The organism is Streptomyces sp. NPDC018019 (assembly GCF_044327805.1).
Classification (GTDB): Bacteria; Actinomycetota; Actinomycetes; order Streptomycetales; family Streptomycetaceae; genus Streptomyces.
The window spans coordinates 692,856-716,530 of record NZ_JBIRGD010000001.1; the positions used below are offsets into that span (position 1 = coordinate 692,856).

A 23,675-nucleotide genomic window follows, 5' to 3' on the forward strand; every position below is an offset into this window, starting at 1 on the left:
GGGTGCTGCGGAAAGAGAAAGCCGGAGCTCGGTGGCGTCAACAGCTGGAACAGCGACAGCGGGCCTGGGCAGCGCAGCGGGACCCGTAGGCACGGGTCAGGCGGAGCGCAGGAATCGCTGGCATGCATGTAAGGAGACCGGGTACTCGGCGCCGTGTCAACCGGATGCCGGGTTTGGGCGAGATGTTTCACCTCATCCGGTTGCTGCGCCCGGCGAAAGGTTTGTGCAGACGCGGTGCGGAGAAGACGGCGGACAACCCCGCGCTCCCGGGCGTCGTTGCGGTCTCGTGACCTGAATGTGATCCGGCCCGCTTCGGCGTGCGCGGTGCAACGGCTGCGGCGCCCGTCGCGTCCTTGGGTCTGAGAGGGAAGTTACGGGTGATACGGCTGAGGAAGTGTCCTGTTTTTTGCCGATTTGAACACTTTCTGCATAGGCTTGGTTCCGCAGAGTGAATAAGGGGCCCAATAGCAGATCTCGGCTTGACTGGCCCGGATCGGCACACTTGTAATTTCACTCGTGTCGTTCAGCCGTCATCGATAACGGCTGCATCACGGGGACGCAAAGACAGACGAGGGGCGCACATGACCGAGCTGTTCCAGGAATTGCTGGTCGAAGAGGCGGACGAGGAGCTCGGCTGGCAGGAGCGCGCGCTGTGCGCCCAGACCGACCCCGAATCCTTCTTCCCGGAGAAGGGCGGCTCGACCCGCGAGGCCAAGAAGGTCTGCCTCGCGTGCGAGGTCCGCTCCGAATGCCTTGAATACGCCCTCGCCAACGACGAACGCTTCGGCATCTGGGGCGGACTGTCCGAGCGCGAGCGGCGCCGGCTCAAGAAGGCGGCGGTCTGACGTCCAGTGGAACGGCCCGGCCGCCGGGTCACCGCATCTCCCTATATCCCCCTATAGACAACGGTCCGCCTCCGGTGCCCACCCACCGGAGGCGGACCGCTGTGCACACGGCCGACGGCCGCGCCGGCGGGAAGCATTAGTGTGGGGCCGCGTCCGAGGCGCACCGACGCCCAGACGGGCACCCGGCCACGGGACGTGCCGTCGCCCGCACCGCGTCGCCGTCCGTCGCAGTCCACAGCGAGCGCTATGCCGGGGGAGGACCCCGAGACCCCCGGGGAGGGCCCCTACCTCGATGTCCCTGCACAGTCAGCCGGCCGCCCAGGCCGCGCAAGCCGCCGCCCAGTACCACGACGGCACCCCCGAGTTCCCCCGGCACGTCGTCACCGCCGTGATCGTCTCCCACGACGGCGAACGCTGGCTGCCCGACGCGCTGGCCGGGCTGCTCGGCCAGGAACGCCCGCCACAGCAGGCCGTCGGCGCCGACACCGGCAGCGCGGACGGCTCCGCCCGGCTCCTCGGCGAGGCCCTCGGCGACGACCGGGTGCTCCACCTCGCCCGCCGCTCCGGATTCGGCACCGCCGTCGACGAGGCCGTGCGCGCCGCCCCCGTCCTCGGCCCCGACGACCTGCCGTACCTGCGCCGCCCCAGCGGCTGGGACCCGGTCGGCCGCACCTGGCGCGACGACGCCTACGACCTGCCGGAACTGCCGCACGGCGAACCCGTCCAGTGGCTGTGGCTGCTGCACGACGACTGCGCGCCCGAACCCGACGCGCTCGCCGAACTGCTGCGGGTGGCCGACGCCAGCCCGTCCACCGCCGTCGTCGGCCCCAAGCTGCGCAGCTGGTACGACCGCCGCCAGCTCCTCGAAGCCGGCGTCAGCATCGCCCGCAGCGGGCGCCGTTGGACCGGCCTGGACCGCCGCGAACAGGATCAGGGACAGCACGACCAGGTGCGGCCGGTGCTGTCCGTCTCCACCGCGGGCATGCTCATCCGGCGGGACGTGTACGAGCAGTTGGGCGGCTTCGACCGCAGACTGCCGCTGATGCGCGACGACGTCGACCTGTGCTGGCGCGCCCAGGCCGCCGGCCACCAGGTCCTGGTCGCCCCCGACGCGGTCCTGCGGCACGCCGAGGCGTCCGCCCGCGAACGCCGCCCCATCGACTGCGTCGGCCGCTCCGTCGCCGGCCCCCACCGGGTCGACAAGGCGGGCGCCGTCTACACCCTCCTCGCCAACACCCGCGGCGCCCTCCTCCCGTACGTCGCCCTGCGCATCGTCCTCGGCACCCTGCTCCGCGTCCTGGCCTACCTCGTCGGCAAGGTCCCCGGCCAGGCCCTCGACGAACTCGCCGGGCTCTTCGGCACCCTGCTGCGCCCCGGCACGATCCTCGCCGCGCGGAGAAAACGCGGCCGTCCCACGGCGGACGCGAGCGAACTGCGGCCCCTCTTCCCGCCACCCGGCGCGACGGTGCGGGCCACCGTCGAACAGGTCGCCGGCAACCTCGCCGGCCGCTCCGCACCCGAAGCCGCCTCGGCCGGCCGGCACGGCGCCGTCGAGTCCGGACCCGGCGGCGACGACGCCGACTACCTGGAGATCGAGCAGTTCGCCCGGCTCAAGCGGATCGCCCGCAAACCGGCCCCGGTGCTCTTCCTCGTCCTGCTCGCCGTCTCCCTCGTCGCCTGCCGCTCCCTGCTCGGCTCCGGCGCCCTCACCGGCGGTGCCCTGCTGCCCGCCCCCGGCAGCCTCGGCGACCTCTGGTCCGGCTACCTCGACGGCTGGCACGCCACCGGCACCGGCAGCACCGCCGCCGCGCCCCCCTACCTCGCCGTCCTCGCCCTGGTCGCCACCTTCTTCCTGGGCAGCACCGGCCTGGCCGTCACCGTGCTGCTCGTGTGCTCCGTGCCGCTCGCCGGGCTCAGCGCCTACTTCGCCTCCCGGCCGCTGGTCACCTCCCGCCTGCTGCGCGCCTGGGGCAGCGTCGGCTACGCCTTTCTGCCCGCCGCCACCGGCGCCCTGGCCGGCGGCCGCATCGGCACCGCGGTCCTCGCGATCCTGCTGCCGCCGATGGCCCGGGCCGCCGTCGCCGCCGGCGGACTGCGGCTGGGCCCCGGCACCCGGCCGAGCTGGCGCGCCGCCTGGGCGTACGCGCTGCTGCTGACCTTCACCACCGCCTTCACCCCGGTCGTGTGGCCCGTCGCCGTCGTCCTCGGCGTCGCCCTGCTGGCGCTGCGCGCCTTCGACGGCAACCGCGGCCTGCTCCCGCACTACGCGCTGCGCTTCCTCGCCGTCGCCGGCACCCCGCTGGTCGTCCTGGCGCCCTGGTCGCTGTCCCTGCTCACCCACCCGTTCCGCTTCTTCCGCGAAGCCGGACTGGACCTCGGCGCGGGCCCGGCCTCCGTACTGGACCTGGTCGGCATCAGCCCCGGCGGCCCGAAGGCCGTCGGCGGGGTGCTGCTCCTCGGCATCGTGCTGGCCGCGCTGGCCGCCACGCTGCGCGCCGACCGGCAGTTCGCGGTCCGCACGGCCTGGGCCGTGGCCGTGACCGGCCTGCTCTTCGCCGTACTGGCCAACCGCTCCGCGTGGGCCGGGCCCGCCGTCCTCGTCTACGGGCTGGCGCTGCTGTGCGCCGCCGCCGTCGGCGCCGAGGGCATCCGCTCCCGCATGGAGACCCTCGGCTTCGGCTGGAAGCAGCCGGTCGCCGTGCTGATCGCGCTGTCCGCGCTGCTCGCCCCGCTGTACGCGGCGGTCAGCTGGATGATCACCGGTGCGGCCGGGCCGCTGGAGCGCCGCGACCCCGCCCAGGTCCCCGCGTTCGTCGCCGAGGACTCCGGCTCCGTCGACCGGGCGCGCACCCTCGTCCTGGACGGCGACGCCGGGCACGTCGCGTACACCCTGGTACGCGGCTCCGGCGCGCGCCTGGGAGACGCCGACATCGCCGCGGCGACCGGCGAGGACAAGCGGCTCGGCGGCATCGTCGCCCACCTCGTCGCCGGCTCCGGCGCCGACCAGACCAACCAGCTCGGCGGCTACGCGGTCCGCTACATCCTGGTCCGCGACGGCGCGCCCCGCGAGATGGGCCGCGTCCTGGACGCCACGCCCGGCCTGACCCGGCTCAGCCAGGAGGACGGCAGCGCCCTGTGGCGCGTGGACCAGCGCGTCTCACGTGTGGCGATCGTGCCGGGGGAGGCCAAGGACGGGACCCGCGCGGGCCGTGCCGCGGCGCCGGTACCGGTCGCCGCGGGGCCGGTCGAGGCCCACACCGACCTGCCCAACGGCCCCGACGGCCGGGTGCTGCGCATCGCCGACACCGCTGACCCGGGCTGGCAGGCCACCCTGGACGGCAAGGCGCTCAAGCCCGTCAAGCTGGACGGCTGGGCGCAGGGCTTCGAACTCCCCGCGACCGGCGGGCGCCTGGACCTCACCTACGACGACCCCCTGGGCCACACCGCGTGGCTGTGGGCGCAGGGCCTGCTCGCCGTGGTCCTGGTGGTGCTGGCGCTGCCGGGCCGCCGCCGGGAGAACGACGACGACCTGCCCGAGGAGGGCACGGCCGCGCTGTCCGCACCGGCCGCCGCGGGCGAGGGCCGCCGGGCCCGGCGGCTGCGCGCGGCCCAGGCCGCCGGCGCCCCCGAGGGCGGCGCGGAACCGGGCGTTCCGGCACCGCGGTCCGGCGAGGAGCCCGTACCCGGCCCGATGGCGGCGCCCCAGGGCGGTCCCGCCGATCCGATGGCCGGCCAGACCGCCGACCCGTACGCGGCCGTCCCGCAGCAGGGCTACGACCAGCAGCACGGGTACGGACAGCAGGACGGCTACGGGCAGCAGACGTACGACCAGTGGCAGACGCCGTACGGGCAGGACCAAGGCGCGCCGCCGCAGGGGCAGGACGCGGGCGCACCGGCGTACGGAGGGCAGGACGCGGGCGCACCGGCGTACGGCCAGGAACCGTACGGCCAGGACCCGTACGGCCACCCGTACCCGGGCGCCTACCAAGCGGCCCCGGACCAGACCGCCGGCCCGTACCAGCCCGGCACCCACGACCCGTACCACTACGGCCGGCAGCCGCCTCAGCAGCCGCCGCACCAGCAGCCCTACGACGACGGCACGACGTACCCCGGCTCCTACCCCGAGCCCCGCCGCGACGGGAGCGACCAGCAGTGAAGCGCACCATCATGTCCCTGATCGGCGCCGCCGCGGCGCTCGGCGCGGTCACCGGCGTGGCCGCCGTCGCCGCCCCGGACGGGCCGCGGGACGGCACGGCCAAGGGCGCCTCCCGGCTGCCCGTCGAGCGGTCCGCGCTGCTGTGCCCGCCGCCCACCTCCTCCGAGGTCGGCGACACCACGTACACCGCCTTCACGCCCAAGGGGACGGGCGGCAAGACCGGGACCCAGGGCACCGCCGGACTGCTGCCCGCCCGGCCGGGCAAGCAGCAGGACGGCAAGGGCGGCGGCACGGGCGCGCAGCCGGACGCCCGGCCCGTCGCGCCCCTGAAGCAGCCCGGCACGCCGGCCACCGCGACCACGGACCGCGCCGACGCGCCCGCCCTCATCGGGGCCGCCGACGGCGCCCTCGCACCCGGCTGGACCGTCCAGCAGACCACCAGCGTCGCGGCCGGCGGCGGACGCGGCCTGCTCGGCCTGACCTGCGCGGCGCCCGACACCGACTTCTGGTTCCCCGGCGTGAGCACCGCCAAGGACCGTCAGGACTACGTCCACCTCACCAACCCGGACAGCACCCCGGCCGTCGTCGACCTGGACCTGCGCGGCAAGGACGGCGCGCTGCGGTCCGCGTCCGGCGAGAACATCACCGTCCCGCCGCACGCCACCGTGCCGGTGCTGCTCTCCACGCTGACCGGTACGCCCACCCCGGACGCGGCGCTGCACGTCATCGCCCGCGAGGGCCGGGTCGGCGCCTCCGTCCAGGCCGCCGACGCCAAGCTCGGCGGCGACTGGCTGCCCGCCGCGGCCGACCCGGCGTCCGGTCTGGTGCTGCCCGGCATCCCGGCCGACGCCACCGCCGTCCACCTGGTCGCCGTCGCCCCCGGCCGGTCGGACGCCGACCTCAAGGTGCAGCTGGCCACCCCGAACGGCCTGATCACCCCGGCCGGGCTGGAGACCCTGCACGTCAGGAGCGGGATGACCGCGTCCGCCGACCTCAAGGACCTCACCAAGGGCGAGGCGGGCTCACTGGTGCTCACCCCGGCCGACGGCTCCACGGCGCCGGTCACCGCGGCCCTCCAGGTCGTCCGCGGCAAGGGCGACAAGCAGGAGATGGCCTTCATCCCGGCGACCCGGCCGGTCGGGCAGCGGGCCACCGCCGCCGACAACCGGGACAAGGGCGGCACGCTGTCCCTGGTCGCGCCGGAGAAGGGCAGGGACGCCAAGGTCACGGTCACCGCGTCGGCGGGCAGCGAGGGCGGCACGCCGGTCTCGAAGACGTACACGGTCAAGGGCGGCAGCACCCTCGCCGTCGAGCCGCCGCGTCCGCAGGGCCTCAAGGGTTCCTACGCGCTGACCGTCGAACCGGCGGCGGGCAGCGGCCCGGTCCACGCGGCCCGGACCCTGGCCCTGCCGCAGGGCGGTCTGCCGGCCTTCACCATCCAGACACTGCCGGACGACCGGGGGACGGTCGTGGTGCCGACGGCGTCGGAGGACCTGTCGCTGCTGACGCAGTAGGACGGACGGACCGGGCGGGGCCGGGGGACGCACGGGGCGACTCGGCCCCGCGCCCCCGGCCCCGCCCGTTTCAGTCCTGTCCGTACCGCGGGTCCACCGACTCCGGTGCCAGGCCGAGCAACTCGGCGACCTGCTCGACGACGACCTCGTGGACCAGGAGCGCCCGCTCGTCGCGGTTCTTCGTACGGATCTCGACCGGGCGGCGGTAGACGACCACCCGGTCCCGGTGGTCGCCGCCGGCGGGCAGCAGCCGGCCCAGCGGCACCGTCTCCTCGTCGGCCGGCGGCCCGGCGGCCCCGTCGGGGCCGAACCCGGGCACCTCGACGACCAGGAAGTCCACGTCCGCCAGCTGCGGCCAGCGCCGCTCCAGCCGGTCCCGTGAGTCGTAGACCAGGTCCACGAAGGCGTCCGCGCGGCTCACGGAGAGCGGCACCTGGGGCGGCGCGACCGGGCCGCGCATGCCCCGGCCGTGGCGGTCGCGCCGGCGCGGGCGCGGCTCCGCCGGCGCGGGGTGTCGCTCGGCGTCGCCGGCCGGGGCGGGGGTCCCCTCGGCGTCGGCCGGAGGAGGTACGGGGCTGTCCATCAGAACCGAGCGTAACCGTCCGGCGGCAGCCGGGGCGGGAGAGCGGCCGATCCGGTGCCATGTCACCGAGTGACCGGTCATAGGCTCGATGAGTCCGTTCGCGACTGCGCGGCGGACCGTGAACGGCATGAGGAATGACACGAAATGCACACAGTCGTGACGGATTTTGACCCCCTGCGCCGTCCGGCGCAGTGCTCCCGGCGCCGGACGGCCCGAGCGCCCGCAGGTCAGGCGCACCGGACGAACCAGGACGACACGGTCGGGTGAGGTCGTGGAGAGTCATCGCGGCCCGCTCAAGAGTGCGGTACCGTCCAACGTCGTGAGCCCTGTACGTCGCTGTTCGCGCACTGCGTGCGGCCGCCCCGCCGTCGCAACGCTGACGTACGTCTACGCGGATTCGACCGCCGTGCTCGGACCGCTCGCCACCTACGCCGAGCCCCACTGCTACGACCTGTGCGCCGAGCACTCCGAGCGGCTGACCGCGCCGCGCGGCTGGGAGGTCGTACGGCTGGCCACCGACGCCGGACCGGCCCGCCCCAGCGGCGACGACCTCGAAGCGCTCGCCAACGCGGTGCGCGAGGCGGCCCGCCCGCAGGAGCGCGCGGCGGGCGGCGGCAGCGGACCCCAGGTCACCGGACCGAACGGGCGCGACGCCCACCCCATGGAGGTCGCCCGCCGGGGACACCTGCGGGTGCTGCGGTCCCCGGACTCCTGAGCACCCGGGCCCAGCGGGACGGGACGGCCGCCGCCGCGCCGTTCCGGATCTCCTCCCGTCCGCGGCATTGACGCCGGTTCCGCGCAGCCACCACCATGCCTCCACTCCCGAATGATCCGCTTCCGCATGGCGGAAGGTGACGGGAGAGCTGTCCGCCGGGAGGCCCGGGAGGCCGTGTGTTCGTCCAGCAGCTGGAGCCCGTAGCCGATTCGCTCGCCCTGTCCGCGCTCGTCGCCGCCCTGCCGCTGGTCACCGTCCTCGTCCTGCTCGGCGCCGTACGGATGCGGGCCCACCGCGCCGGGCTCGCCGGCCTCGCCGTCGCCCTCGCCACCGCCTGCCTCGGCCACGGCATGCCCGCCGGACAGGCCCTGTCCGCCGCCGCGCAGGGCGCCCTCTTCGGCCTCTTCCCCATCCTGTGGATCGTCGTCAACGCCCTGTGGGTCTACCGGATGACGGTCCGCACCCGGCACTTCGACGTGCTGCGCCGCTCCTTCTCCGGGCTCTCCGCCGACCCCCGCGTCCAGGCCCTGGTCATCGCCTTCTGCTTCGGCGCGCTGCTCGAAGCGCTCGCCGGGTTCGGGGCGCCCGTCGCGATCAGCGCGGTGATGCTGGTCGCGCTCGGCTTCGCCCCGGTACGGGCCGCCGTCGTCGCGCTCGTCGCCAACACCGCGCCGGTGGCCTTCGGCGCCATGGGCACGCCCGTGGTGACGCTCGCCCAGGTCACCGGCCTGCCGCTGGACACCGTCGCCCCGGTCGTCGGCCGCCAGACCCCGCTGCTCGCCCTCGTCGTCCCGCTGCTCCTGGTGTTCCTGGTCGACGGGCGGCGCGGCCTGCGCGAGACCTGGCCGCCCGCGCTCGCCTGCGGACTGGCCTTCGCCGCCGTGCAGTTCGCGGCGGCCAACTACGTCTCCGCGCAGCTCGCCGACATCGGCGCGGCCCTGGCCGGAGCCGCCGCGCTGGTCGCCGTACCGGGCGCCCGCAGGCCCGCCGCCGAGCCGGTACGGGCCGCCGTGCTGACCGGCGCCCGCAGCGCGGACCTGGACGTGCGCGACCCCCGCGCCGACGTCGTACGGGCCTACGCGCCGTACGCCCTCATCGTCGCCGTCTTCTCCCTCGCCCAGGTCCCGCCCGTCAGGGACCTCCTCGCACGCGCCACCCGCACCTTCGACTGGCCCTTCCTGGACGTCGCCGGCCCGGACGGCACACCGGTCGCCGGTAACACCTTCGCGCTGCCGCTGCTCGCCACCGGCGGCACGCTGGTGCTGCTGGCCGGCGCGCTGAGCGCCGCGGTCCTGGGCGTCCGTCCCGGCGCCGCCGTACGGGAATGGGCCGCGACCGTCCGCGAACTGCGCCTGGCCATCGTCACCGTCACCGCCGTCCTGGCGCTCGCCTACGTCCTGAACCTCTCCGGCCAGGCCGCCACCATCGGCCACCTCGTCGCCGCCGCGGGCGCCGGCCTGGCCTTCCTCTCGCCCGTGCTCGGCTGGTTCGGCGTCGCCGTCACCGGCTCCGACACCTCCGCCAACGCCCTCTTCGGCGCCCTCCAAGTCACCGCGGCCCGGCAGTCCGGCCTCTCGCCCGTCCTGCTCGCCGCGGCCAACAGCTCCGGCGGCGTCCTCGGCAAGATGATCTCCCCGCAGAACCTGGCGATCGCCTGCGCGGCGGTCGGACTGGCCGGCCGCGAGGGCGACCTGCTGCGCAAGGTGCTGCCGTGGAGTCTGGGGCTGTTGCTAGTGATGTGCCTGATCGTGGTGGGGCAGAGCACGGATGTGCTGAGGTGGATGCTGCCGTAGGGCGGGCGTACCGGGACGGCCGCCGGCCGGAGCGGCGCGCATGGCGGGCGCCCCACGGGACACCCGAGGAACCGGGCGGCCGGGCCCCGCACCCGCTCCAGCCTCCCTCCGGTCGCGTACGGGTAGGTTTGGGACCCCGTCATGACATTCAGGAGGGCTGGCTGTGACTGATCTGTCGCAGATCGTGAAGGCGTACGACGTGCGCGGTGTGGTCCCCGACCAGTGGGACGAGACGCTGGCCGAGCTGTTCGGCGCGGCCTTCGCCCAGGTGACCGGAGCGGACGCGATCGTGACCGGGCACGACATGCGGCCCTCCTCGCCCGGCCTGTCCCGGGCCTTCGCCCGCGGCGCCGCGGCGCGCGGAGCCGACGTCACCGAGATCGGGCTGTGCTCCACCGACCAGCTGTACTACGCCAGCGGCGCGCTCGACCTGCCGGGCGCCATGTTCACCGCCTCGCACAACCCCGCCCAGTACAACGGCATCAAGATGTGCCGCGCGGGCGCCGCCCCGGTCGGCCAGGACACCGGTCTCGCCGAGATCCGCGCCCTCGTCGAGCAGTGGCGGGACGGCGACGGCCCGGAGCCCGCGGCCCGGCCCGGCACCATCACGCAGCGCGACGTCCTCGCCGACTACGCCGCCCACCTGCGCAGCCTCGTGGACCTCTCCGGCATCCGCCCCCTGAAGGCCGTGGTGGACGCCGGCAACGGCATGGGCGGCCACACCGTCCCCACCGTCTTCGAAGGGCTCCCGATCGAGCTGGACGCCCTCTACTTCGAGCTGGACGGCACCTTCCCCCACCACGAGGCCAACCCGCTCGACCCGAAGAACATCACCGACCTCCAGGCCCGCGTCCGCGAGACCGGCGCCGACATCGGCCTGGCCTTCGACGGCGACGCCGACCGCTGCTTCGTCGTCGACCAGAACGGCGACCCGGTCTCCCCGTCCGCGATCACCGCCCTGGTCGCCGCCCGCGAACTGGGCAAGCACCCCGCCGGCACGGTCATCCACAACTGCATCACCTCCTGGTCCGTCCCGGAGGTCGTCAAGGAGAACGGCGGCACGCCCGTCCGCACCCGCGTCGGCCACTCCTTCATCAAGGGCGAGATGGCCCGCACCGGCGCCATCTTCGGCGGCGAGCACTCCGCGCACTACTACTTCCGCGACTTCTGGAACGCCGACACCGGCATGCTCGCCGCCCTGCACGTCCTGGCGGCCCTCGGCGGCCAGGACGGCACGCTGTCCCAGCTGGTCGCCCAGTACGACCGGTACGCCGCCTCCGGCGAGATCAACAGCACCGTCGACGACCAGACGGGCCGCCTCGCCGCCGTCAAGGCCGCCTACGAGGGCCGCGAGGGCACCGAACTGGACGAGCTGGACGGCCTGACCGTCACTACCGCCGACTGGTGGTTCAACCTCCGCCCCTCCAACACCGAACCGCTGCTCCGCCTGAACGTCGAGGCCCGGGACCGGGAGACGGTCGAGCGGGTGCGGGACGAGGTGCTGGAGATCGTACGGGCCTGAGGCGGGCACCGACGCCTTCCCCGAACGGGTGATGACGATCCGGCGGTCGAACGTTCGGCCAGGGGGTCGGGGCGGCAGCGGCCGGACGGGCGAGCACCCGCCCGGCCGCCCGGCCCCGCCCGGGCCCACCTGCGGCGCGTCCGCCCGCCCGCCCCGGCGGTAGGCTGGCAGGAGCCGTATCCACGCCGAAGGAGAAGCCCCCATGCCGGTCGACGCCAGCCTGATCGAGATCCTCGCCTGCCCGGCGTGCCACGCCCCGCTGGCGGACCGGTCGGACGACGACCCGGCCGAGCTGCGGTGCACCGGCACGGAATGCGGCCTCGCCTACCCCGTCCGCGACGGCATCCCCGTACTCCTGGTGGACGAGGCACGCCGCCCCGCCTGACCCGGGCGCCGGAGCCGTCCGGACCCCACCCCGCCCGTAACGGCGATCGGAGGCAGCGCACACCATGCTCGACGAGTCCCTCTTGGACGCACCCGAAGCGCTGGCCGGCGCCGACCGCTACGGGCTGTTGCGCGGCGTCGCCGAATCCGGGGCCCGGGTCCGCACGGCGGCCCGCAACGCCGCCGAGTCCGGCATCCCCGACCTGCGGCCCGACGGCCGCCCCCGCACCGTCCTCGTAGCGGGCCCGGCACCGGCCGCCGCCTGCGTCGCCGACCTCCTGGGCGCCCTCGGCGGCGGCAGCTGCCCGGTCACCCTCATCCGGCCCACCGGCGTCGCGGCGCGCCCCGGAGCGCTCCGCTGGACCCTGCCCGGCTGGTGCGGTCCGCTGGACCTGCTGCTGATCACCGCCCCGGACGGCACCGACCCGGGCCTCGCCCAGCTCATCGAGCAGGCCTACCGCCGCGGCTGCTCCGTCGTCGCCGTCACCCCGGCCGACGGCCCGCTCGCCGACGCCGTCGTCCAGGCCCGCGGCCTGACCGTCCCGCTGGCCACCACCCCGTACGACGCCGAGTTCGACGTGGAGGGCGCCCCGCCCGCCGCCCCCGGCACCCTCTGGTCGCTGCTCACCCCCCTGCTCGCGCTCGCCGACCGGATCGGCCTGCTCAGCGCGCCCGCCGAACTGCTCGCCCAGCTCGCCGGCCGCCTCGACCAGGTCGCCGAACGCTGCGGCCCGGCCATCGGGACGTACTCCAACCCCGCCAAGACGCTCGCCGCCGAACTCGCCGACGCGCTGCCGCTGATCTGGACCGAGGGCACCGTCTCCGGCGCCGTCGGCCGGCACTTCGCGACCGTCCTGGCCGGACTCGCCGGCCGGCCCGCGCTGGCCGGCGAACTGCCCGAGACGATGACCACCCACGGCGCGCTGCTCGCCGGCCCGTTCGCGGCCGGCGCCGACCCGGACGACTTCTTCCGCGACCGCGTCGAACAGCCCACCGCCCTGCACGCCCGCGTCGTCCTGCTGCGCGAGGAGCCGCCCGGCCCGCTCTCCGCCGCACCCGCCGCCCGCGACCTGGTGCTGGAGCACGACACACCGGTCAGCGAACTGGAACCGGAGGACGGCAGCGCCCTGGAGAAGGCCGCCGAACTGCTCGCCGTCACGGATTTCGCCGCCGTCTACCTGGCGCTCGCCGGCACCGGGGGACCATGAGGGGCCGCCCGGCGGGCCGGTGACCTGCGCGGCGATCGCACGACCTGCCCGGCAGGCGGGTTCCGCCCGCCCCGTACGGTGCGAAGGACGCGAGCAGCCCGCACGAGAAGTCAGGAAGCCCATGGACCGCCTCACCAACACCGTGCGCCCCTACGCCTGGGGCTCCACCACCGCCATCCCGGAACTCCTCGGCACCGAGCCGACCGGCGAGCCGCAGGCCGAGATGTGGATGGGCGCGCACCCCGGCGCCCCCTCCCGCACCGACCGCGGCACCGGCCCGGTGTCGCTGGCCGACCTCATAGCCGCCGACCCGGAACGCGAACTGGGCCCCGACGCCGTACGCGCCTTCGGCCCCCGGCTGCCCTTCCTGCTCAAGCTGCTCGCCGCCGGCTCCCCGCTCTCCCTCCAGGTCCACCCCGACCTCGCCCAGGCCGAGGCGGGCCACGCCGACGAGGAACGGCGCGGCGTTCCCCTCGACGCCCCGCACCGCAACTACAAGGACGCCAACCACAAGCCCGAACTGATCTGCGCCCTCACCCCCTTCGAAGGGCTCTGCGGCTTCCGGCACCCGGCCGAGACCGCCGGCCTCCTCGACGCACTCGGCGTCGGCGCCCTCAAGCCGTACGCCGACATCCTGCGCGCCGCTCCGGAGGACGCCGCGCTGCGCGAGGTCCTCACCGCCGTACTGAGCGCCGACCGCGACGAGACGGCCGAGACCGTCGAACAGGCCGCGGCCGCCGCCCGGCGCCTGGCCGCCGAAGACGGCCCGCACGCCGACGCCTGCGCCGCGTACGCCGCCATCGCCCACCACTACCCGGGCGACCCGGGCGTACTCGCCGCCATGCTCCTCAACCACGTACGGCTCCAGCCCGGCGAGGCCCTCTTCCTCGGCGCCGGCATCCCGCACGCCTACCTCGGCGGCCTCGGCGTGGAGCTGATGGCCAACTCCGACAACGTGCTGCGCTGCGGACTGACCCCCAAGCACGTGGACGTACCGGAGCTGCTGCGCGTGGTCCGCTTCGAGCCGCGCGACGCGGGGGTGCTGCGGCCGGAGGCGGCCACGGCGTCCGGCGAGGAGGTCTACGACACCCCGATCGACGAGTTCCGGCTCTCCCGCTTCGTGCCGGCCCCCGGCGCCGCGCCCCACCCGCTCGACGACCGCACGCCGCAGATCCTCCTGTGCACGGCGGGGACGGCCACGCTGCGGGCCGTCGCCGGTTCCGGTGCGGATTCCGCCGCCGCCCTCACCCTCGCCCCCGGCGAATCGGCCTTCATACGCGCCGGGGAGCGCGTGGAGCTCGCGGGGGAGGGCACGGTCTTCCGGGCGACGGTGGTGGCCTGAGGGCGGTCCCGGGCGTGGCCCGGAGAGCGGCCCCGTCCGGCGCCCCGGTGGCCGGGCTGCAACAATGACCCGCCTAAAGGGCTCGTAAAGCAGCCCTCGGAGCGGCCTCGGAGCAGGCTGCGCACCGCAGCCGTTCGACGGAAGGGAAATGCGCCACCCATGAGTGCATCAGGTGGTACCAAGGCGATCGTCGCGGCGCTGGGCGCCAACCTGGCCATCGCGGCGGCGAAGTTCGTGGCCTTCGCCTTCAGCGGATCGTCCTCGATGCTGGCCGAAGGCGTCCACTCCGTCGCCGACTCCGGCAACCAGGGGCTGCTGCTGCTCGGCGGCAAGAAGGCCAAGCGCGCCGCCACCGAGGAACACCCCTTCGGCTACGGCCGCGAGCGCTACATCTACGGCTTCCTCGTCTCCATCGTCCTGTTCACCATCGGCGGCGTCTTCGCTCTGTACGAGGGCTACGAGAAGATCCACGACCCGCACGAGCTCGACAACTGGTTCTGGCCGGTCGGCGTCCTGGTCTTCGCGATCATCGCCGAGAGCTTCTCCTTCCGTACGGCCATCAAGGAGTCCAACGAGCTGCGCGGCAAGCAGAGCTGGGCCCAGTTCGTCCGCCGCGCCAAGGCGCCCGAACTCCCCGTCGTCCTCCTCGAGGACTTCGGCGCCCTCGTCGGCCTGGTGCTCGCCCTCGGCGGTGTCGGCCTCACCCTCGCCACCGGCAACGGCGTCTGGGACGGCATCGGCACCATGTGCATCGGCGCCCTCCTGGTCCTGATCGCCCTGGTCCTCGCCGCCGAGACCAAGTCGCTGCTGCTCGGCGAGGCGGCCGGCCCCGAACAGGTCGCCAGGATCCGCGCGGCCTTGGTCGACGGCGACACCGTCACCCGCGTCATCCACATGCGCACCCTCCACCTCGGCCCGGAAGAACTCCTCGTCGCCGCGAAGATCGCGGTCCAGCACGACGACACGGCGAAGGAGGTCGCGGACGCCATCAACGCCGCCGAGGAACGCATCCGCGAGGCCGTCCCGATCGCCCGCGTGATCTACCTGGAACCGGACATCTACCGCGAGACCGCCGCCGCTGCGGGCAGCGATCCGGGCAAGACGCCTGGGGGGCACTGAGCGGTTCGGCTGGTCTGAGCGGTTCGGCTGTTCTGATCGGTCCGGGTGGTCTGACCGGGCTGGCTGGTCTGACCGGGCTGGCTGGTCTGACCGGGCTGGCTGGTCTGGTCGGTTTGGCCGGTGGTTGCGCGGGGGGCTCGCTCCCTGACGGGTCCGCACGCGACTGTTCCGTACGTGGCAGGGGCCCTGCACCCGATGTGGTGCAGGGCCCCTGCCACGTACCGTTGCGCCGGGCCCCGTCCGGGCCGCGCGGGGCTGCCTGGTCCGCGTAGGGCGGTACACGGGCGGTTGTCCCGGCTCGGGTAGCGGCCCGTACGCGGCGGTTGTCCCGGCTCGGGTACCGGCCCGTACGCGGGCGGTCGTCCCGGTGCGGGTACGGCCCGTCGGCGCCGCGTACGGCCGCACGGCGCCGACGTACGGCGGCCCGTGTCCGCCCACGCCGTCCGCCTACCCGACCTCGCTCAGCACCCGCAGGATCGCCGCCTCGTCCGGCGCGCCCTGCAGCCGGGCCCGGAAGCCGGTGTCCATCAGCTTCCGCGACAGCAGCGCCAGGATGCGCAGGTGTTCGTCGCCCGCGGCGGCCTCCGGTACCGAGATCATGAACACCAGCTTGGCGCGCGTACCGTCCAGCGAGTCCCAGTCGATGCCCTCCTCGGAACGGGCGAAGCCGACGACGGGAGCGGTCACCGCGTCCGTCTTGGCGTGCGGGATCGCTATCTCCTCGCCCAGGCCGGTGGTGCCCTGTGCCTCGCGCGCCAACGCCACCCGGACCAGCTCGTCCACGTCCGCCACCTTGCCGGTCCGGGCCGCCAGCTCCGCCATCTCGCGGATCGCGGCCTCCTTGCCGCCGGCGGCCAGCCGCACCTTCACGGTCTCCCGGCTCAGATACCCGGACAGCACTTCGCCGTCGGAGGCCGCCCCCTCCGGACCGCCGGCGTCAGTACCTTCCCCACCCGCGGCCGAGCCCGCCGCCGTCGCCCCGGCCGCCCCATCGGCATCTGCCGTACGCCCCGTCACCGTGCCGCCTGTCTCAGTCTCACTGGCCGATGCCGTACGGGGCGCCTCCGCAGCCGGTGCCGCGCCGTCCGCCTCGCGGGTCGAGGCCTTTCCGGCCGTCCCGGAGGCCGCTGTCGTTCCGGCCGCCCCACCCGCAGGCGGTACGGCGACCGCTGTCGCGCCGACCCCGGCGAGCACCGGTTCGGGCGCGGCGGCCGGGTCCCCGCCCGTCGCCCGGTCCGCCGCACGGTCCGTGGCGCCGTCCGCCGTACGACCCGTGGCGCCGTCCGCCGAGCGGCCCTTTCCACGCGCGGACACGTCCACCAACGCCACCGTCGTCAGCGCCGTCACCACCGAGCCGGCCGCCACGGCCACGAAGAACATCGGCACCCCGCCGACCGCGCCCAGCACCGCCACGATCGGCCCGCCGTGCGGCACCGCGTCCGTCACCCCGGCCATGCCCGCGACGGCACCGGCCACCGCGCCGCCCAGCATGTTCGCCGGGATGACCTGCGCCGGTCGCGCCGCCGCGAACGGGATCGCGCCCTCCGATATGCCGAACAGACCCATGAAGAGCGCCGCCATGCCGGTTTCCCGCTCCTGGTCGGAGTACAGGCGCCGGCGGACCAGCGTGGCCAGGCCCTGGCCGAGCGGCATCACCGGGATCGCGGCGGCGCACATGCCCATGACGGTCTGGTTGCCGGTCGCGATCAGCCCCGTGCCGAAGAGGAACGCCGTCTTGTTGACCGGCCCGCCCATGTCGAACGCGATCATCAGGCCGAGGACCGCGCCCAGCGCGATCGCGCTGGTGCCCGTCATCCCGCTGAGCCAGCTCGTCAGGTGCGTGAAGACCCACGAGATCGGTTTGCCCAGGACGTAGATGAAGAACAGCCCGAGCACCGCCGTCGCGACGATCGGGATCACGATGATCGGCATGATCGGCCGTACGAACCGGGGCACCCGGACCTTCTTGATCCACAGCACCAGGTACCCGGCCAGGAAGCCGGTCACGATCGCCCCGATGAACCCGGCGCCCGCCTCGGAGTCGTACAGCGCGCCCGTGTTGGCTATCCAGCCGCCGATCATGCCCGGCACCAGCGCGGGCCGGTCCCCGATGGCGTACGCGATGTAGCCGGAGAGGATCGGCACCATCAGCTGGAAGCCGATGGTGCCGATGTCGTTGACGTGCGCCCAGAAGGTGCCCTCCGGGATGACGAGGCCCTTCGGCGTCGGCTCCCCGCCGACCGCCAGGGACAGCGCCAGCAGCAGACCGCCGACCACGACGAACGGGATCATGTAGCTGACGCCGTTCATCAGCGCCTTGTACGCGAGGCTGCGCTCCTTGCCCCCACCGGCGGCGCCGGACGGACCAGATGAACCGGACGAGCCGGACGCCCCGGCGGCCGCACCGCCGGCACCGGCCGCACCGGCACCGGACCCGCCGTCTCCGCCGGCCCCGCCGGTGTCCGCCCCGTACACGGGCGCGCTCCGCACCCGTTCGATCAGCTCCTCCGGATGGCGGATGCCCTCGGCCACCCCCACCACCAGCAGCCGCTTGCCGACGAAGCGCGCCCGGTCGACGTCCTTGTCCGCCGCGATGATGATGCCGTCGGCATCTCTGACATCGTTGTCAGACAGGACGTTCTCGGCGCCGATCGACCCCTGCGTCTCCACCTTCATCGCGTGGCCGAGCGACTCGGCGGCCTGGGTCAGCTTCTCGGCGGCCATGTACGTATGGGCTATGCCGGTCGGGCAGGCGGTCACGGCGAGCAGCTTCAGCCCTCGCCCGCCCCTCCCCGCGCCCTCGCGGGGATCGGCTGGACTGGTGGTCACGTGGTTCTCCTAACGGACGTGCGCGCGGGGTGACGTGCGAGTGTCCCCGCGCTTCCCGCATCCTGCAATACGACGGGAGCGGTGCACAGTGCCCAAAGCCACTCCGGCCGGGGCCCGTACCCCGCCACCTGCGCCCCCGTACCGGCCGGCGGCCCGCGCGCCCGCCCGGCCGTACGCGAACTCCTCGGGCGGGCTGGGGTTCCCCGGGGCGATCGGTGTAGATTCGTGACCAGTGCCAGACGTCGCTGCTGATGGCGGTCGGGCGGTCCGCCCCGCGGGCCGGCCGAGGGAGAGAGGGCCTCCGACGGACTGCGCTGCGGCCGGGGGAGAGGTGTGTCCGCCCACGCGGTACCGCCCGTACGACATGAGGCACCACCCGTACGACGCGGGGTGCCGCCCGTACGGCATACCGCCTCGGACGGAATACCGCTCCAGCGGTACGTCCGCCCGCGCGAAGCGCCGGGCGGTAACGTCCACACCGGCCCGCGCCGCAGACTGCCAGCCGACCACCCTCGACCACGGGAGCAACCCGAATGTCGACCGCAGCCAACAGCCAGGACTTCAAGGTCGCCGACCTGTCCCTCGCCGCCTTCGGCCGCAAGGAGATCACCCTCGCCGAGCACGAGATGCCCGGCCTGATGGCGATCCGCAAGGAGTACGCCGCCGCCCAGCCGCTGACCGGCGCCCGCGTCACCGGCTCGCTGCACATGACCGTGCAGACCGCCGTGCTGATCGAGACCCTCACCGCTCTCGGCGCCGAGGTCCGCTGGGCCTCCTGCAACATCTTCTCCACCCAGGACCACGCCGCGGCCGCCATCGCGGTCGGCCCGAACGGCACCCCCGAGAACCCGCAGGGCGTCCCGGTCTTCGCCTGGAAGGGCGAGACGCTCGAAGAGTACTGGTGGTGCACGGAGCAGGCGCTGACCTGGCCGAACTCGCCCACCGGCGGCCCGAACATGATCCTGGACGACGGCGGCGACGCCACGCTCCTGGTCCACAAGGGCGTCGAGTACGAGAAGGACGGCAAGGCCCCCGCCGTCGAGACCGCGGAGAACGACGAGCACCGCGCGATCCTCCAGCTCCTCAACCGCACCCTCGCCGAGAACCCGCAGAAGTGGACCAAGCTGGCGTCGGAGATCCGCGGCGTCACCGAGGAGACCACCACCGGCGTGCACCGCCTGTACGAGATGCAGCGGGACGGCGTGCTGCTCTTCCCGGCGATCAACGTGAACGACGCCGTGACCAAGTCGAAGTTCGACAACAAGTACGGCTGCCGGCACTCCCTGATCGACGGCATCAACCGCGCCACCGACACCCTCATCGGCGGCAAGACCGCCGTCGTCTGCGGCTACGGCGACGTCGGCAAGGGCTGCGCCGAGTCGCTGCGCGGCCAGGGCGCCCGCGTCATCATCACCGAGATCGACCCGATCTGCGCCCTCCAGGCCGCGATGGACGGCTACCAGGTCACCACCCTGGACGAGGTCGTCGAGACCGCCGACATCTTCGTCACCACGACGGGCAACAAGGACATCATCATGGCCTCCGACATGGCCAAGATGAAGCACCAGGCGATCGTCGGCAACATCGGCCACTTCGACAACGAGATCGACATGGCCGGCCTCGCCGCCATCGACGGCATCGTCAAGGACGAGGTCAAGCCGCAGGTCCACACCTGGACCTTCCCCGACGGCAAGGTCCTGATCGTGCTGTCCGAGGGCCGCCTGCTGAACCTCGGCAACGCGACCGGCCACCCCTCCTTCGTGATGTCCAACTCCTTCGCGGACCAGACCCTGGCCCAGATCGAGCTGTTCACCAAGCCGGAGGAGTACCCGACCGACGTCTACGTCCTGCCCAAGCACTTGGACGAGAAGGTCGCCCGCCTCCACCTCGACGCCCTCGGCGTCAAGCTCACGACCCTCCGCCCGGAGCAGGCCGCCTACATCGGCGTCACGGTCGAGGGCCCGTACAAGCCCGACCACTACCGCTACTGATTCCGGTGCCCCCGGTGCCCCCGGTGCCCGCCGCGCCCCCGCGCACACCGGGCACCACCACCGGCAGCCGGTGAACCAGGCCCCCGCCCAGCACCACGGCGGGGGCCTGACCCGTACCACCGGACCCGACCAAGGACCCCCATGCCTCGCGGCCGTTACTCCCTCCACGACCCGCACGACCACACCCCCCTCGGCGAAGAACACTTCCACTGCGCCACCGGTCCCTCCGGCTGGCGTTACGTCTCCCAGCTCACCACCCCCTCCGGAGACCACGCGGGCTCCGTCGACCTCACCCTCGACGACCTCGGCCGCCCCATCCGGCTCGAACTCCACGCCGGCGACTGGCAGGTCCGCGGCGCCGCCCTGGAAGGCGTCACCTGGGTCCGTACCGACCCGACCGGCACCCACGCCACCGAAGGCAACGTCCCCGCCCACGCCTTCACCGGCGCGTCCCCCGCTTTCCTCGTCGCCACCGCCCGGCTGCTCCGCCCCGCCCCCGGCGCCGGAGCCGTCCGCACCCGCCTGGTGGCCTTCACACCCCCCGTCCTCGCACCCCGCACCCTCGACCAGTCCTGGGCCTTGGTGAAAAGGACAGCACACCCCACTGACAACGGCCCGCTGACCGCGGACGAATACCAGGTAAACGACCTGGAGACCGGCGAACAGCACGCCGTGCACCTCGCCGGCGACGTCGTCCTGTCGGCTCCCGGCATCGAACTCGAAGACCTCGAAACCCCGCCTTCGGCCTTCCCCGACTTCCCCTGACGTCCCCTGGCCGAGCCGGGCAACGACTTGCCCTTACGCGAGCGGCCCCTTACGCGAGGGGTTGTGCGGGGCCCCTATGCGGGCGGCGAGAACCCCGTGCGGCGCTCAGCGCCGCTTTCGGGCCCCGTTCCCGGCTGGGTGCCTCCGTGGCCCTCTCCGGGCCCGGTTCCCTTCTCGTCACCGACACCGGCACCGGCACCGGCACCGACACCGGCACCGGCACCGACACCGACACCGGCACCGGCACCGACACCGACACCGGCACCGGCACCGGCACCGGCTCCGGTTCCAGGACCGGCCCCGGCTCCTGGCTCGCTGCCGCCCGCCGACCCGGCCGACTCAGCGGCGCCCCGGCCGCCCCCGGCTGCCGACTCGGACCCGTACGGGCCACTCCCGTACGCGGCACCTCCGTACGGGCCGTTTCCATCCGCACCACTGCCGTACGGACCACTTCCGTGCGGTCCGCCTCCGTACGCCGCCTGGCCCACGTGCACACCGCCTCCAGGCGGACCCCCGTACCCGCTCCCGGCCGCGGACCCGCCCCAGCCGGCCCCCGCCGTCACCGACCCCGCCGTCACCGACCCCGCCGCCACCGGCCCCGGAGCCCCCAGAGGCGCCCCGAACGCCCGCTGCGCCTCCCGCGCCTGCCGTTCGCCCGCCACCGCGGCCAGATACATCGCCGGATGCATGCCCGCGGGCACCGACGCCCCGGTCCAGCCGCTCAGATCCCCCGTCAGCCGTGCCGCCATCGCACCCCCGACCTGCGGATCCAGCTGGGATATTCGGCTCAGGAACTGGCGCACCGTCAGCCACCAGCCGTCCGGTACCCGCGACAGGTCCAGCGCGCCGAGCTCCGCCGCCAGCCACGGCGGCGGGGGCGGCAGCACCGGTATCCCCCGCGGGGTGGGTATCCGTTCCCGTACGACCACGGTGCCCGCGAAGACGTCCCCGAGCCGCCGGCCCCGCGCCGAGACGAGCGAAGCGATGCACGCCACCACGCCCATCGTCAGGACGATCTCTATCGCGCCCATCGCGCCCCGTACCAGCGCGTGCCGGAAGCGGACCGGTCCGCCGTCCTCACGCACCACCCGCAGCCCGCACGCCAGCTTCCCCAGCGAGCGACCGCGGCTCAGCGTCTCCACGATGATCGGCACACCGACCAGCACCAGCACGAACAGCGCCACCGACACGGCGGCCACCGCCGCCGAGTCCATCGACGCCGTGGCGCTCAGCATCACCACCGACAGCAGGACGTAGGCACTCCAGGTCACGCCCAGATCGATGAGGACCGCCAGCGCCCGGCTCGGCAACCGGGCAGGCCGCAGCCCCAACACCACCGCTTCGCCCGTTACGAGCTCACTCACGCGCGCCGTCCTTCCCTGCCCCGTTCCGTACCGGTCCGTCCCCGAACCGCCGCCCGCCCCACGGCCGACGCGCCCAGTCTGCCAAGCTGACGGCACAGTCACCTCACGGCGCTGCCAGGAGCGGAACCCCATGGACCTCGATGTCTTCGTCACGGCCCACCGAGCAGAGTGGGACCGGCTCGAAGAACTGCTGCGCCGCAGACGCCGCCTCACCGGCGCCGAGGCCGACGAACTGGTCACCCTGTACCAGCGCACCACCACCCACCTGTCCCTCCTCCAGACCAGCGCCCCGGACCCGGTCATCACGGGACGCCTCACCTCGCTCGTGGCCCGCGCCAGGAGTACGGTCACCGGCGCGCGCAAGGCGTCCTGGCGCGATGTCGCCCGCTTCTTCACGGTCTCGTTCCCGGCCGCGGTCTACCGGCTGCGCCACTGGTGGATACCGACGGCCCTCCTCTCCACCGCGGTAGGCGCCCTCATCGCCTGGTGGATCTCCACCCACCCCGAGGTCCAGGCCGCCATCGGCGCTCCCGAGGACCTGCGCGCCATGACGCGGCCGGGCGGGGAGTACGAGACGTACTACTCCAGACACCCCGCCGCGTCCTTCGCCGCGCAGGTCTGGACGAACAACGCCCAGGCCGTCGCCCTGTGCCTGGTCCTGGGCGCCTTCCTCGGCCTGCCCGTCTTCTGGGTGCTCTTCCAGAACATGCTCAACCTGGGCGTCGGCCTGGGCCTGATGTCCTCGGCCGGCCGCCTCGACTCCTTCCTGGGCCTGCTCCTCCCGCACGGCCTCCTGGAACTGACCGCGGTCTTCGTCGCCGCCGGAGTGGGCCTGCGCCTCGGCTGGACGGTCATCGACCCGGGCCCGCGTACCCGCCGCACCGCCCTCGCGGAAGAAGGCCGTACTGCCCTCGGCGTGGCCGTCGGCCTGGCCGCCGTGCTGTTCGTGTCGGGCGCCATCGAAGGTTTCGTGACTCCGTCCGGCCTGCCCACCTGGGCCCGCATCACCATCGGCGTCATCGCCGAGCTGGCCTTCCTGGTGTACGTGTACGTACTGGGCGGCCGTGCCGTCCGGTCAGGCGAAACCGGCGACGTCGAGGCGACGGACCGCGAGGCCTCCCTCCCGACCGCTGCCTGATGTGCGTACAGCCCCCCTGACCTGCTAATCTCCTCATCACCCCAAAGAACCCGTTGACACGGGCGGAGTGGGGAGGTAGATTCGAACGGTTGCAACGGACTAGACATGTTCGAGCGCGACGGTTAGTCTCTCATCTGCTTCCGCCGGAACGTTGATTCCGTGGAGCACCTCCGAATCTTTATCCGGAAAACGTGCGCCGATCAGTTCGGTGAAACGGTTCTGATAAAGTCGGAACAGCCGAAAGGCAAACCCCTCCGACGAAATCGGAAACGAATTCAGCCCGGTAACGGACTGGAAATCGGATCTGATAGAGTCGGAAAGGCCGGAAAGCGAAAGCCGGACGGCCGGCCCGCTCCAGCAGGGAGCCGGAAACGGAAAGCGGAAACGCCGAACGGATCTGGTAAGGT

The 23,675-nt window shown here is 73.8% G+C and carries 17 protein-coding genes; 13 read left to right on the top strand and 4 right to left on the bottom strand.

The annotated features are described in order from the left end of the window. Positions 1-581 precede the first annotated feature (581 nt). The 3 genes from ACH4FX_RS03275 (at position 582) to ACH4FX_RS03285 (ending at position 6,515) form a co-directional block, all read left to right on the top strand. Positions 582-845: a WhiB family transcriptional regulator gene (locus ACH4FX_RS03275; protein ID WP_003983763.1), complete on the top strand. Its 264-nt coding sequence runs from the start codon at positions 582-584 to the stop codon at positions 843-845. Between the two features lie 292 nt (positions 846-1,137). After that, entirely contained in the window at positions 1,138-5,001 is a 3,864-nt protein-coding gene (locus ACH4FX_RS03280) for a glycosyltransferase (RefSeq protein ID WP_398474530.1), read from the top strand. After that, complete coding sequence (locus ACH4FX_RS03285) at positions 4,998-6,515, top strand: DUF5719 family protein (RefSeq protein WP_398474532.1); 1,518 nt, start codon at positions 4,998-5,000, stop codon at positions 6,513-6,515. Before ACH4FX_RS03280 ends, ACH4FX_RS03285 begins: the two co-directional genes overlap by 4 nt. A gap of 70 nt (positions 6,516-6,585) precedes the next feature. Here ACH4FX_RS03285 and ACH4FX_RS03290 read toward each other — a convergent pair whose 3' ends face one another. Then, entirely contained in the window at positions 6,586-7,098 is a 513-nt protein-coding gene (locus ACH4FX_RS03290) for a metallopeptidase family protein (protein ID WP_398474534.1), read from the bottom strand. Between the two features lie 271 nt (positions 7,099-7,369). Between ACH4FX_RS03290 and ACH4FX_RS03295 the strand changes: the two genes are divergently transcribed. From ACH4FX_RS03295 to ACH4FX_RS03325, 7 genes are all read left to right on the top strand, one after another. Then, a complete protein-coding gene (locus ACH4FX_RS03295) occupies positions 7,370-7,813 on the top strand; it encodes a DUF3499 domain-containing protein (protein ID WP_398474536.1) in 444 nt (147 codons plus the stop codon). 176 nt (positions 7,814-7,989) lie between these two features. Continuing rightward, positions 7,990-9,606, top strand: a complete 1,617-nt coding sequence (locus tag ACH4FX_RS03300) for an L-lactate permease (protein ID WP_398474538.1) — start codon at positions 7,990-7,992, stop codon at positions 9,604-9,606. 163 nt (positions 9,607-9,769) lie between these two features. Further along, the gene (locus tag ACH4FX_RS03305; protein WP_398474539.1) at positions 9,770-11,128 is read left to right on the top strand and encodes a phosphomannomutase/phosphoglucomutase; all 1,359 of its coding nucleotides are present in this window, start codon (positions 9,770-9,772) and stop codon (positions 11,126-11,128) included. A gap of 202 nt (positions 11,129-11,330) precedes the next feature. Then, entirely contained in the window at positions 11,331-11,513 is a 183-nt protein-coding gene (locus ACH4FX_RS03310; protein ID WP_398474541.1) for a Trm112 family protein, read from the top strand. Positions 11,514-11,577: 64 nt separating this feature from the next. Then, the gene (locus ACH4FX_RS03315) at positions 11,578-12,720 is read left to right on the top strand and encodes an SIS domain-containing protein (protein WP_398474543.1); all 1,143 of its coding nucleotides are present in this window, start codon (positions 11,578-11,580) and stop codon (positions 12,718-12,720) included. Positions 12,721-12,841: 121 nt separating this feature from the next. Then, the gene (manA, locus tag ACH4FX_RS03320; RefSeq protein ID WP_398474545.1) at positions 12,842-14,062 is read left to right on the top strand and encodes a mannose-6-phosphate isomerase, class I; all 1,221 of its coding nucleotides are present in this window, start codon (positions 12,842-12,844) and stop codon (positions 14,060-14,062) included. Positions 14,063-14,221: 159 nt separating this feature from the next. Further along, complete coding sequence (locus tag ACH4FX_RS03325; RefSeq protein ID WP_398474547.1) at positions 14,222-15,181, top strand: cation diffusion facilitator family transporter; 960 nt, start codon at positions 14,222-14,224, stop codon at positions 15,179-15,181. A 447-nt stretch (positions 15,182-15,628) separates the two neighbouring features. On the opposite strand, the gene ACH4FX_RS03330 is transcribed toward ACH4FX_RS03325, so the two are convergent. Then, on the bottom strand, positions 15,629-17,905 hold the full coding sequence (locus tag ACH4FX_RS03330; RefSeq protein WP_398474635.1) for a fructose-specific PTS transporter subunit EIIC: 2,277 nt from the start codon (positions 17,903-17,905) through the stop codon (positions 15,629-15,631). 638 nt (positions 17,906-18,543) lie between these two features. Between ACH4FX_RS03330 and ahcY the strand changes: the two genes are divergently transcribed. Both ahcY and ACH4FX_RS03340 read left to right on the top strand, forming a co-directional pair. Continuing rightward, positions 18,544-20,001 carry an adenosylhomocysteinase gene (ahcY, locus tag ACH4FX_RS03335; protein ID WP_398474549.1) on the top strand — a complete coding sequence of 486 codons (1,458 nt, stop codon included), beginning with the start codon at positions 18,544-18,546 and terminating at the stop codon, positions 19,999-20,001. Positions 20,002-20,142: 141 nt separating this feature from the next. Then, positions 20,143-20,766, top strand: coding sequence for a hypothetical protein (locus ACH4FX_RS03340; RefSeq protein WP_398474551.1), 624 nt, complete (start codon positions 20,143-20,145; stop codon positions 20,764-20,766). A 74-nt stretch (positions 20,767-20,840) separates the two neighbouring features. On the opposite strand, the gene ACH4FX_RS03345 is transcribed toward ACH4FX_RS03340, so the two are convergent. Further along, positions 20,841-22,130 carry an RDD family protein gene (locus ACH4FX_RS03345; protein WP_398474552.1) on the bottom strand — a complete coding sequence of 430 codons (1,290 nt, stop codon included), beginning with the start codon at positions 22,128-22,130 and terminating at the stop codon, positions 20,841-20,843. A gap of 130 nt (positions 22,131-22,260) precedes the next feature. Between ACH4FX_RS03345 and ACH4FX_RS03350 the strand changes: the two genes are divergently transcribed. After that, positions 22,261-23,268, top strand: coding sequence for a stage II sporulation protein M (locus tag ACH4FX_RS03350; protein WP_398474554.1), 1,008 nt, complete (start codon positions 22,261-22,263; stop codon positions 23,266-23,268). 99 nt (positions 23,269-23,367) lie between these two features. Here ACH4FX_RS03350 and ACH4FX_RS03355 read toward each other — a convergent pair. Then, positions 23,368-23,675, bottom strand: a 308-nt coding sequence (locus ACH4FX_RS03355) for a hypothetical protein (protein ID WP_398474556.1), incomplete at its 5' end; no start/stop codon positions are given.

Bases quoted from the DNA above. Each gene is read 5' to 3' on its own strand.
- ACH4FX_RS03275 (WP_003983763.1), top strand. From the start codon at position 582: ATGACCGAGCTGTTCCAGGAATTGCTGGTCGAAGAGGCGGACGAGGAG.
- ACH4FX_RS03280 (WP_398474530.1), top strand. From the start codon at position 1,138: ATGTCCCTGCACAGTCAGCCGGCCGCCCAGGCCGCGCAAGCCGCCGCC.
- ACH4FX_RS03290 (WP_398474534.1), bottom strand. From the start codon at position 7,098: ATGGACAGCCCCGTACCTCCTCCGGCCGACGCCGAGGGGACCCCCGCC.
- ACH4FX_RS03310 (WP_398474541.1), top strand. From the start codon at position 11,331: ATGCCGGTCGACGCCAGCCTGATCGAGATCCTCGCCTGCCCGGCGTGC.
- ACH4FX_RS03315 (WP_398474543.1), top strand. From the start codon at position 11,578: ATGCTCGACGAGTCCCTCTTGGACGCACCCGAAGCGCTGGCCGGCGCC.
- manA (WP_398474545.1), top strand. From the start codon at position 12,842: ATGGACCGCCTCACCAACACCGTGCGCCCCTACGCCTGGGGCTCCACC.
- ACH4FX_RS03325 (WP_398474547.1), top strand. From the start codon at position 14,222: ATGAGTGCATCAGGTGGTACCAAGGCGATCGTCGCGGCGCTGGGCGCC.
- ACH4FX_RS03330 (WP_398474635.1), bottom strand. From the start codon at position 17,905: ATGGCCGCCGAGAAGCTGACCCAGGCCGCCGAGTCGCTCGGCCACGCG.
- ahcY (WP_398474549.1), top strand. From the start codon at position 18,544: ATGTCGACCGCAGCCAACAGCCAGGACTTCAAGGTCGCCGACCTGTCC.
- ACH4FX_RS03340 (WP_398474551.1), top strand. From the start codon at position 20,143: ATGCCTCGCGGCCGTTACTCCCTCCACGACCCGCACGACCACACCCCC.
- ACH4FX_RS03350 (WP_398474554.1), top strand. From the start codon at position 22,261: ATGGACCTCGATGTCTTCGTCACGGCCCACCGAGCAGAGTGGGACCGG.